The organism is Brevundimonas sp., from assembly GCF_031082345.1.
Taxonomy (GTDB): Bacteria; Pseudomonadota; Alphaproteobacteria; order Caulobacterales; family Caulobacteraceae; genus Brevundimonas.
Genome location: NZ_JAVHLH010000077.1, coordinates 1 through 10,669, shown reverse-complemented (window position 1 = coordinate 10,669; position 10,669 = coordinate 1). Strand labels below are relative to the sequence as shown.

At 71.8% G+C, this 10,669-nt stretch carries 10 protein-coding genes and 1 pseudogene; 6 read left to right on the top strand and 5 right to left on the bottom strand.

Annotated elements, in window-relative coordinates:
* Together RDU12_RS06990 and RDU12_RS06985 are read right to left on the bottom strand one after the other, a co-directional pair.
* A partial coding sequence (locus RDU12_RS06990; RefSeq protein ID WP_308684337.1) for a tipN occupies window positions 1-2,401 on the bottom strand: 2,401 nt, incomplete at its 3' end.
* A 117-nt stretch (window positions 2,402-2,518) separates the two neighbouring features.
* Window positions 2,519-2,704, bottom strand: a complete 186-nt coding sequence (locus RDU12_RS06985) for a hypothetical protein (RefSeq protein WP_300292320.1) — start codon at window positions 2,702-2,704, stop codon at window positions 2,519-2,521.
* Window positions 2,705-2,886: 182 nt separating this feature from the next.
* Between RDU12_RS06985 and RDU12_RS06980 the strand changes: the two genes are divergently transcribed.
* Window positions 2,887-4,353 carry a phospholipase D-like domain-containing protein gene (locus RDU12_RS06980; protein WP_300292319.1) on the top strand — a complete coding sequence of 489 codons (1,467 nt, stop codon included), beginning with the start codon at window positions 2,887-2,889 and terminating at the stop codon, window positions 4,351-4,353.
* On the opposite strand, the gene RDU12_RS06975 is transcribed toward RDU12_RS06980, so the two are convergent.
* Window positions 4,343-5,077, bottom strand: coding sequence for an endonuclease/exonuclease/phosphatase family protein (locus RDU12_RS06975; RefSeq protein ID WP_300292317.1), 735 nt, complete (start codon window positions 5,075-5,077; stop codon window positions 4,343-4,345). The genes RDU12_RS06980 and RDU12_RS06975 overlap by 11 nt on opposite strands.
* A 93-nt stretch (window positions 5,078-5,170) precedes the next feature.
* A complete protein-coding gene (locus RDU12_RS06970) occupies window positions 5,171-5,863 on the bottom strand; it encodes a TPM domain-containing protein (protein ID WP_300292316.1) in 693 nt (230 codons plus the stop codon).
* A gap of 74 nt (window positions 5,864-5,937) precedes the next feature.
* Here RDU12_RS06970 and RDU12_RS06965 point away from each other — a divergent pair, with 74 nt between their 5' ends.
* Genes RDU12_RS06965 through RDU12_RS06955 form a run of 3 tightly spaced genes read left to right on the top strand, consistent with a single transcriptional unit; the run spans window position 5,938 to window position 8,953 of the window.
* The gene (locus RDU12_RS06965) at window positions 5,938-7,512 is read left to right on the top strand and encodes a PQQ-binding-like beta-propeller repeat protein (protein ID WP_308684336.1); all 1,575 of its coding nucleotides are present in this window, start codon (window positions 5,938-5,940) and stop codon (window positions 7,510-7,512) included.
* Window positions 7,509-8,246: a cytochrome c oxidase assembly protein gene (locus RDU12_RS06960; protein WP_300291964.1), complete on the top strand. Its 738-nt coding sequence runs from the start codon at window positions 7,509-7,511 to the stop codon at window positions 8,244-8,246. The genes RDU12_RS06965 and RDU12_RS06960 overlap by 4 nt, the downstream gene beginning before the upstream one ends.
* Window positions 8,243-8,953: a cytochrome b gene (locus tag RDU12_RS06955; RefSeq protein WP_300291966.1), complete on the top strand. Its 711-nt coding sequence runs from the start codon at window positions 8,243-8,245 to the stop codon at window positions 8,951-8,953. The genes RDU12_RS06960 and RDU12_RS06955 overlap by 4 nt, the downstream gene beginning before the upstream one ends.
* A 19-nt stretch (window positions 8,954-8,972) precedes the next feature.
* Here RDU12_RS06955 and RDU12_RS06950 read toward each other — a convergent pair.
* A pseudogene (locus RDU12_RS06950) lies at window positions 8,973-9,425 on the bottom strand (c-type cytochrome); the annotation flags it as partial.
* Between the two features lie 215 nt (window positions 9,426-9,640).
* Between RDU12_RS06950 and RDU12_RS06945 the strand changes: the two are divergent.
* On the top strand, window positions 9,641-10,015 hold the full coding sequence (locus RDU12_RS06945) for a cytochrome c family protein (RefSeq protein ID WP_300291968.1): 375 nt from the start codon (window positions 9,641-9,643) through the stop codon (window positions 10,013-10,015).
* The coding region (gene coxB / locus RDU12_RS06940; protein WP_308684335.1) for a cytochrome c oxidase subunit II at window positions 10,005-10,669 on the top strand (665 nt) is incomplete at its 3' end. The genes RDU12_RS06945 and coxB, both read left to right, overlap by 11 nt.

The following is a 10,669-nucleotide window of genomic DNA, read 5'->3' as shown; positions in this document are numbered from 1 at the left end:
CGGCGCGCAGGTCGGGGTCGGTCAGCACCCGCCGCGAGACGCTGCGCACCGCCGCCGGAGCGACGCGGCGCACGATCTGACGGGCGCGGTCCGGATCGCCGGCGGTCATCGCCTGTGCGGCCTCCTCGACGCGCGAGCGGGGCAGCAGGGCGTTCGGATCGACCCCCATCCGGCGGATCGCGGCCGTGATCCGCTCGCCCTGGGCGTCGCCGTCCTCGGCCGGCATGACCGGCGTGTCGAGGTCCAGCGGCGTCTCGCCGGGACCGTCGTCGACCAGATCGCTCCAGCCCAGCCGATCCTTCTCCGGCTGGTTGGCGACGGCCGGGCCGGACATGGGCTCCAGCTTCAGCCGGCCGCGCAGGCCGAAGCCGCGGGACGTCTCGGTCCGCTCGGGCCGCGTCCGCTCCGGCGTTTCCGGTTCCGGCTCCGGCGCGGGCGCAGGGGTCGCCGGGGCCGGGGCGGCCTCGCGGCGCCGGGTGGCGGGGCTGTCCCCGGAGACGACGCCCATCAGCCGGACCGCCTCGGTCAGCATGTCGTAGTTGCGCCGCACCCGCTCCTGGAAGCCGGCGTCCAGCGCCTCCGTGTCGGCGGCGGCCTTCTGCGAGGCGGCCGACAGGGCGGCGAGGCCCTCCTCGACCGTGGCGCGGACCGCATCGACCCGCTTCTGGGCCTCTTCCGGCAGCCGGGCGGCGCGCTCGTCCAGCTCCCCCATCGCCGCCTCGACCCGCGCCAGGGCGGCGTTCATGCGTTCGACGGTGGTCTCGAGCTGATCGATCGCCCGCTGGCCGGCCTCGTCGACCAGTCCGCTGGTCTCGGAAACGATGCGGCGGGCGCTGTCGACGCGCGCGTCGGCGGCCTGATCGGCCTTCTGCGCGGCCTCGAACAGGGCCTCGCCCAGACGGTCGGCCCGGACCTGCGCCTGTTCGGCGGCGCCCTCGGCGGCCAGGCGCGAGTCCTCGGCCGTGGCCTGCAGGGCCGCCAGCGCCCGCCGGGTCTCCTCGACCAGCGCGTCGCGCGCCTCGGCGGCCAGCGCCTCGAACTTGTCCAGCGCCAGCTTGGTGGCGCTGTCGAAGCCGTCGGCCTCGCGTTGCGACATCTCGACCAGGGCGCGGAACTGGTCGGTGGCGGCCTCGACCAGATCCTTGATGCTCTCGGTCGTGCGGGCCGAGGTCTGACCCAGCTCGTCGGTGACGGCGCGGGTGGCGGACAGTTGCTCGGTCAGCTGGGCGCGCTGGCTCTCGACCTGGGCGGAGAAATCCTCCTGGTCGGTGCGGAGGGCGTAGGCGGCGGTGACCAGGGCGGCGCGCTGCTGGCCCAGCCCTTCCTCGACCGACTGGATCTGTTCGGCGACGCCCGAGCCGGCGTTCTCCAGCCGCAGCGTCTGCCGGGCCAGATCGTCGGCGGCGATCCGGGCGGCGTCCTGGGCCTCGCCAGCGGCGGCGGCCAGGTCGGCGGCGCGGGCGGCGAGGGCGGCTTCCGCCTCGCGAAGCTGGGTCTGGGCCAGGTCGGATGCGTCGACGACCATGCGCGACTGCCGCTCGACGGCGTCGATGACGCCGGCCGCCTGGCTGTCCAGCTGGACGCCGAGGGTCTGCATCTGGTCGCGCTCGTGGCCGAGCTGTTCGGCCAGGCGGCGCGCGGTCCGGCCCGCCGTTTCGGCCGCCTCGTTGAGCCGCGTCGTCTCCTGCGCCAGGGCCTCGCGCAGCAGGGTCATGTCGTGGCGGGCGCGCTCGGCGGCGAGCGAGGCCTGATCGATGTCGTTGCGCAGCGTGTTCAGCACCTCGCCGGTCTGCTGCGCCGCCAGGGCTGTCGGCGCGATCAGGGCCTCGGACAGCCCCCGGGCCCGCCGGGTCTCGGCGGCCAGTCCGGCGCCCTGCCGGATGGCGTGGGCCAGCATGATGGCGAGGCCCGCGGGGGCCAGGGCGATCAGGGCGTAGACGGCCAGCCGCAGCGGCTCCATGTCGGCCGCGCCCGAGCCGATCTCATAGGCCAGCCAGGCGGCGACCCCGCCGATCCAGAGCGCGGCGGCGACGCCGGCGAGCAAATAGGCGTGCCGTCCGGAGGGCGCCGGCTCGGTGTTTCGGCGCGAAACGGCGGGCGGGGCAGGCGGCTCATAGGCCACGGGCGGGGCGTCGGCGGATTCGCTCAGTTCGGTCGTCACGGCGGGGGACTGCGCGGCTTCCTCCCGGCGGGCCGCCTCGGCGGCCTTCTGTTCGGCCTGACGACGCTCCTCCGCGAGACGCCGCCGGCGGCGTTCCGACATGGGTCGGTCCGTCTCCGCGCGCGGTTCGGGCTCGGGGCCGGCGGCCGCTTCCGGCGCGGCTTCGGCCTCGGCCAGGCCGACGGCCTCCGGATCGGGGTCGGTCAGGTTCAGCGGCGGCCGTTGGCGGGGCGACTTCATGAGGCGGCGATCTCGTCAGGATGCGACGTCGCGCAGCCGGGGCGCGCGACCCGGCGGAACCCTAGCGGCTCATTCGCGGCGCGCAAAGGCGAGGGCTGACGAATCCGGCGGGAGCGCTCAGCAGTCCGGCCGGCTCCGGGTCGCTGTGATCGCCCGGGCGTTCGGCGCATCGCCGCAGTCCTGGACCCGGTGAATCTCGCGCTCGGACTTCCTGGGGGCGTCGACCTGCAGACCGAACTGCGACAGGGCCGCGGCGGCCAGCAAGGCGATGAAGCCGATGATCATTTCGATCAGCGCCTGCATCGCCGACCTCCCCATTCAGAATGAACCGCGGAATATGGACCAAAAACCGCGTTCGGGCAATCTGCGACGGAGGGTGCCATCCTTGACGGGAATGACGATGGCATGGAACGGAAGCCCGCTCCGTGCGTCCTGTAAAGCTTGGGCGCACGCCGCCGTCATGCGAATCGGTCAGGCTTCCATCCATGAAATCTCCGGCGGCCGAACAGAGCGCTCCCTGGCTGACGCCGGGACACAACTGCTGGCGGGTGGAAAACGCCGGACGGTTCGCCGTGCTGATGGAGAACGCCGCCTATTTCGAGGCGCTCCGGTCCGCCCTGGGCAAGGCCAAGCGGTCGGTGGTCATGCTGGGCTGGCAATTCGACCCGCGCACCCGGCTGGATCCGCAAAGCCGGGCCGACGACCATCAGGCGCAGATCGGCCATCAACTACGCATGATGGTCAAGGCCCGCCCGGACCTCGATATCCGGCTACTGATCTGGAAATCACCGCTGATCATCGCCGCCTCCCAGGGCTTCTTTCCCCACCGCGCCCATAGTTGGTTTCGCAAACGGATGGTCGAGCTGCGTCTCGACAACCTGAGTCCTCCCGGGGCCTGCCACCACCAGAAGGTGGTTATCATCGATGATGCGGTGGCCTTCTGCGGCGGGGGCGACGTCGCCACGGACCGCTGGGACTCGGACGAGCATCTGGATGACGATCCTCGCCGGTGCCTGCCGTCGGGCCGGCTCTCGCCGCCGCGGCACGAGGTCATGTGCGTCATGGACGGACCGGCGGCCCGCGCTCTCGGTGATCTGGCGCGGGAACGCTGGTTCCGCTCCTCCTCGGAACGCGTGGTCGCCGAGGAGGTCGAGGGCGATCCTTGGCCGGACGGCGTCGTGCCGGATCTTCTCGACACTCCGGTCGGCATCGCCCGCACCGAGCCGGCCTGGGCGGGGCGGCGCGAAGTGCGCGAGAACGAGGCCCTTCACCTGGACGCCATTCGCCGGGCGCGTCGGCTGATCTATCTCGAGAACCAGTATTTCACCTCGCCGAGGATCGCGGCGGCGCTCGCCGAGCGTCTGGCCGAACCGGACAGCCCCGAGGTGGTGCTGGTGTCCACCGGTACGAGCCCGAGCTGGTTCGACCAGATGACCATGGACACCGCCCGCTCCGAGGTTCTGTTCCGGCTGGAGCAGGCGGACTGCAACAACCGCTTCTTCGCCTTCGCCCCCCACACCGTCGGAGGGGACCGGATCATCGTCCACGCCAAGGTGTCGATCTATGACGACGAGGTTCTCCGGATCGGCTCCACCAACCTGAACAACCGGTCGTTCGGCTTCGACAGCGAATGCGATGTCGCGGCGGCGCCGGAGACCGAGGAAGGGCAGGCGGCCATCCGCCGCTTCCGTCATCGCACCATCGGCCACTGGATCGGGGTGGGCTCCGAGGAGTTCGCCGCGGCCGAGGCCTTGGTCGGGTCCGTCGGGGAGGCCGTCCAGCGCTTCGACACCGGCCGCATGCAGACGCTGGGCGCCGACCCGCCGTCCGCGATCGAGCAGTTCATCGCCGAGTTCCAGCTGGGCGATCCGACGTCCACGTCCGACGCCTTCCGGCCGTGGAAGCGGCGCAGCCGGTCGCAACGAAACCCGCAGCCGCTGCTCAGACCCTGATTTCGAAATCCACCACCAGCGGCAGATGGTCCGAGGCCATCCGGGCGAGGGGAGAGAAGGGCGCCGTCACGCCGGTCACGACCACTTCCGGACTGGTGAAGCAGTGGTCGATGCGAATGGCCGGAAAGCTGGAGGGAAACGTCTTGATCGAGGGTTTGAGGCCCAGGTCCCGCTGGCAGTCGGACAGCCGTCGCGCCAGGGCCTGATAGGGCCGCGTGATCGAGGTGGCGTTGAAGTCGCCCGTCAGCAGGGTGGGGCCGACGCACGACGGGTGGCCCAGCCAGCCTTCGCCCAGCAGGGCCGCCACCTGCAACCGCTGCTCGCGCGGCACGAGGCCCAGATGGGTGGTGATGACGTTCACGTCGACGCCGTCGAAGTCGATCGCCGCCCACAGCGCGCCGCGCGGCTCCAGTCCCGGTATGCCCCGCACCGTCGGCAGCGGCCCCGACCGGACCAGTCGTTCGGGGCGAAGCGTCAGGATGGCGTCGCCATACTCTTCCATCTCGACCGTCATGGCCGCGTGAAAATGGAAGGTCATGGCCAGTCGTTCGGCGATCGCCTGGGCCTGGTCGACCATTCCCGTCCGGGCCCGCCCGACATCGAGCTCTTGCAGGCAGACGACGTCCGGCTCGTGTTCGGCGATGACGTCCGCAATCCGGTCGACATCCAGGCGACGGTCGACGCCGACGCAGCGATGGACATTGTAGGTGAGCAGGCGGGGCATGAAGTCCTGGGAACGGCCGAAACGCTCTGTGTCGGTCCGGCTAGGCCATTTCCATAAGGAATGCGACCCCCGGCGCCGCGTTCCGACGGCCCGTCAGATCACGACCAGCCGGTCCGCGACCTCGTTGGGGTTGGCGGAGCGAGGCGGAAAATGGCCGGCCAGAACCTCGCCGCAGAGGGCGACGGCCGCCTGGAAACCGGCCGCTGGATCGCCCCGCTTGAGGCCCTGGGACAGCGCTTCGGCGGCGTCGCCCCAGACCGCATGGTCGACCTTGTCGTAGATGCCCTCGTCGGCGACCACCTCCACCAGATGATCCGACAGGGCGGCGAAGATCAGCACCCCGGTGCGGCCCTCGGTGACGTGCAGCCCATGGGCCAGGAACTGCTGGATGGCGGCGTTCCGCACCCGCGCGCGGCGGATGGCGCGGGGGGTGACCCAGCGCGTGACCACGGGCAGTCGGGTGATCAGATAGACGATCAGGAACAGCACCGCCTGGATCACGGCGTAGGCGCCCAGCGCCTGTCCCATCGACACCTCGCGCGACGCGAGATGGGCCGCCTCCCAGCTGTCGGCGAAGCCGGGAATCCAGGCCGCCTCGAACCCCAGCGGGATCAGACCCAGCGGCAGGATCAGCGCCGCCGCGGCGGCCCAGCCCAGCGACACGTCGCGGTAGGACGACACCCGTCGGGCCAGCACGCAGAAGATTTCGCCCGACGTGCGGGTTTCGGCCGCCGCGATGGCCGCCTCGATCCGGTCGTGGGCCTCGGTCGTCAGAGTGTTCACCATCCGCCGGACGCGCCTCCACCGCCGAAACCGCCGCCGCCGCCGCCGAAACCGCCGCCCCCGCCGCCCCAGCCGGGATGGCCCCGGCGGTCGGCGCCGCCTGCGCCGCCCGGATCATCGAGGGCACGCTGGACGGACGGCTTGTCGCGGTCGACGCCCGCACCGGCCGGCCCTGCGCCGACTTCGGGACGAACGGCTCGGTCGACATCAAGGCCGGCATGGGCGAGGTCATCCCCGGCATGGTGTCGATCACCTCGGCCCCGACCATCGTCCGCGGCGTGGTCGTCACCGGCCATCAGGTGCTGGACGGCCAGTCCAATTCCGCGCCGTCGGGCGTGATCCAGGGCTTTGACGCCGTCACCGGCGAGCTGCGCTGGGCCTGGGACATGACCCGGCCCGACCTGACCGGTCGCCCGGGCGAGGGCGAGACCTTCACCCGGGGCACGCCCAATATGTGGACCACGGCCTCGGGCGACGAGCAGCTGGGGCTGGTCTATCTGCCGATGGGCAACTCCGCCGCCGACTACTACAGCGCCGACCGTTCGGAGGCCGAGAACCGCTACGCCACGGCCCTGGTGGCGCTGGACGTGACCACCGGCCGGCCCGCCTGGTCGTTCCAGACGGTGCACAAGGACGTCTGGGACTACGACCTCGGGTCGCAGGCGACCCTGATCGACTATCCGACGGCGGCGGGATCGGTCCCGGCCCTGATCCTGCCCAGCAAACAGGGCGACCTCTACATTCTCGACCGTCGCACCGGTCGCGCCCTGACCCCGGTCGAGGAGCGGCGCGTGCCGCAGGGCGGCGTCGAGCCACAGGAGCGGACCGCGACCCAGCCGTTTTCGCGCTTCCACACCCTGGCGAAGCGCGACCTCACCGAGCGCGACATGTGGGGCATGTCGCCGATCGACCAGATGATCTGCCGCATCGGCTTCCGCCAGGCGGCCTATGACGGCATCTATACGCCGCCGACCAGCGACCGGCGCTGGATCCAGTATCCGGGCTACAACGGCGGCTCGGACTGGGGCGGGGTGGCGGTCGATCCGCAGCGCGGCTGGATCATCGCCAACTACAACGACATGCCCAACTACAACCGGCTGGTCCCGCGCGAGGAGGCCAATGAGAAGGGCTGGTTCCCGCGCGGCGACCCGCGCGCCAAATCCGGCGGCGCCGAGGGCGCGGGCGACCCGCAGGCGGGCGTACCCTACGCCATCGACGTCAACGCCGGCTGGCGGATGAAGCCAACCGGCATGCTGTGCAAACAGCCACCCTACGGCGGCATCCGGGCCATCGACATCCGCACCGGCCGCACAGTCTGGGACCGGCCGTTGGGGACCGCCCGCAAGAACGGCCCGTTCGGCATTCCATCGATGCTGCCGATCGACATCGGCACGCCCAACAACGGGGGTTCGGTGGTCACCGCCGGCGGGCTGATCTTCATCGCCGCCGCCACCGACGATCTGATCCGGGCCATCGACATCGAAACCGGCGAGACGGTGTGGTCCGAGGTCCTGCCGGCCGGCGGCCAGGCCGGACCGATGGTCTATGAGCAGGACGGGCGGCAGTATCTGGTGCTGATGGCGGGCGGCCACCACTTCATGGAAACCCCGCCCGGAGATCATGTCATCGCCTGGGCCCTGCCTGAGCGATGAACGGCGCCGGACCCGTCTGGGCGCCCTACTGCGGGCCGGGTCCGACGCCGGACGAGTGGCTGTCCCGCTGGAATATGGATCCGGTGCTGATCGCCGCCCTGGCGGTCGGGCTGGCCGTGGTGCTGTGGCGGACTTCGGGGCGCGAGCGCGCCCTCGGGGTCGGCGCTGTCCTGACCCTGGCCGTGATCTTCGTCTCGCCGCTGTGCGCGCTGAGCTCGGCCCTGTTCGCGGCGCGCACGGTGCACCACGTCCTGCTCGTGGCGGTCGCCGCCCCCCTGATCGCCTGGTCGCTGCCAAGGTTGAGGGCCGGGCCGCTGGCGCTGGCCACCGCCGCCCAGGCCGTGGTGTTCTGGGCCTGGCATGCGCCGGCGGCCTATGGCTGGGCCCTGTCGAACGACGGCGCCTACTGGCTGATGCAGCTCAGCCTGCTCGGCACGGCGGTCTGGTTCTGGACGACGGTCCGCCGCGCCTCCGCCCCCGCCGCGGTCGCGGCCCTGCTGCTGGCCATGGTGGCCATGGGCCTGCTGGGCGCCCTGCTGACCTTCACCGGCGAGGCGGTCTATGCGCCGCACCTGCTGACCACCGCCGTCTGGGGCCTGACGCCGCTGGAGGACCAGCAGGCGGCCGGGCTGATCATGTGGGCGCCGGCGGCGGCGGTCTATCTGGCTGCGGCGCTGGTGGTGCTGGGACGCTGGATCGGACCCGACGCCCGGGCGGACGCGCGCCCCGCATGATCGACCGGCTGATCGTCCACATTCTGGAGTGGGCCGCCGGGCACCACGACGAAGGGCGGTATTCGCCGGTCGCCATCGTCTTCCACTGGACCATGGCGGCGCTGGTCATTTTTCAGCTGTTCTGGGGCTGGTGGATGGGGCGGCTGCCGGTCGGGGGCGACAAGGTGGCGGCGCACGACCTGCACTATCTGATCGGCGTGCTGATGCTGGTGCTGGTGATGGGACGCGCGACCTGGCGGGCCCTGGCCCCCGGGCCGATCAACGACGCTGACAAGCCGGGCTGGGAGAGCGTCGCGGCCCACGTCACCCACTATCTGTTCTACGCCTGCCTGTTCGGGCTGCCTCTGACCGGATGGGCGATGATCTCGGCCACGGCGCGGGAGCAGGATCTGACCCTCCTCGGCTTCATCCCCTGGCCGCTTATGCCCTTCGCCGACCTCGCTTGGGTCCAGCGCTGGCGCATCGAGGCCGTTTCGGAGTGGATGCACTGGGGCCTGATCCTGGCCCTGCTGGCCCTGATACCGATCCACGTCGGCGGCGCGTTGAAGCACCAGTTCATCGACCGGGACGACGTGCTCCACGGGATGCTTCCGGTCGTGCCGCAGCTGCCCCGGCGGCGGACGCGCTGGCAGCGTCGCTGGCGGGCGGGGGAGCATTGGGTGCGCCTTCGAGCCAGACGGCTATGGACCGCATTTCGGCCTCGCTGAGCCCCGCGACCGCATCGGCCATGACCCCGCGCGGATCGTTGCGGCGCTCGGCCGTCTTCCAGCGGCGCAGCTGCTCCAGCGTATAGGCGGCGGGCTGCCCCGAGATGGCGGGATTGCCGGCGCCGAGCCCCTGGCCGTCCGCCCCGTGACAGCTCGCGCAGGCGGTCGCGCCCCGCGCGGGACCACCGTTCAGATAGATGTCGGGAGGCGCGGCTGCGCGCAGCGTCGAGGGCGGCGGCGGCATCGCCGCGTACCAGGCCGCGATGGCCCGCTGGTCCCCGTCGTCCAGCCATCGGGCGATCGGGGTCATCACCGGATCGGCCCGCCGGTTCTCGGCATAGTCCGACAGCTGCTTCTGCAGATAGCCGGCGTCCAGCCCGGCGAGCCGCGGAACGCTGACACCGTCTCCGCCGCCATCGAGACCGTGGCAGCTGAAACAGGCGTTGGCGGGGCCGCCCTCGCCGCCGCCCATGGCGATGATCTCACCCGTGGCGGTGAAGGTCTCGCCCGTCCGGTTGGTCGCGGGCGAGCAGGCCGTCGCCGCGGCTGCGAGGGCGAGGAAGGCGGGGATCAGGCGCACGCCGAACCAACACCGGTCGACCTTGGCGGTTCCGCCGGAACCGTCACGGTGGAACGGGGGTTTGTCTCCCGAAAGGGGCAGGATGGCTGACGGGTTCAACGCACAGGATGAAGCTGAAACGATGCGCGGTCCTCGCCGCGGCGCTGCTGCTGGGCGCGTGCGGGGACGGGTCCGGCCCCGAACGGACCATCGCCGGGGCCGAGCCGGCGCGGGGTCCTGCAATCATGGACCGCGTCGGCTGCGCGGCCTGCCACGCCATCCCCGGGATCGACTGGCCGCGGGGGACGGCCGGGCCATCGCTGAAGGGGTTCGCGGCCAGGCCGATGATCGCCGGCCGACTCCCCAACCAGCCCGATGTGCTCACCGCCTGGCTGATCGACGCCCCCTCGCTGTCGCCCGGGACCGGCATGCCGCCGATGCCCCTCACCGAGGCGGAAGCCCGCGACGTCGCGGCATATCTCTATACGCTCGATGAGCGCTGACCGGCCCGAAGGGATCGCCGGCTGGCCCCCGCCGGCGCTGGACCCGGCCGGCCCGTTCGCCGGGCCGCTGAACACCCTGGCCTGGGTGCTGTTCGCCATGGCCGGCGCGGTGCTGCTGATCGTGCTGGTCGTCCTGGTCGTGGCCCTGTTCGGGCCACGGCGGTGGCGCCAGCGGCTGGGCAGCGAGCGGCTGATCTGGATCGGCGGCCTGGCCTTTCCGGTCGTGGTGCTCAGCGCCCTGCTGGTCTACGGCCTCGGCCTGACCTCGCGGCTGACCCAGGAGCCCGGGCCGGGCGAGATGCGCGTGCGGGTCACCGGCGAGATGTGGTGGTGGCGGGTCGCCTACCTCGACGCTTCCGGCCGCGAACTGGTGCAGGACGCCAATGAGGTTCACATCCCGGTCGGCCGGCCGGTGGTGTTCGAGCTCGACTCCGCCGACGTCATCCACAGCGTCTGGGTGCCCCGGCTGGGCGGCAAGGTCGACATGATCCCCGGCCGCCGCAATCTGATGCGGCTGCAGGCCGATGCGCCGGGCGTCTATGGCGGCCAGTGCGCCGAATACTGCGGCGGCCCGCATGCGCTTATGGGGCTGGTAGTGGTCGCCCACGAGCCGGCGGCGTTCGAGGCCTGGCGAGCCCGTCAGGCCGCGCCGGC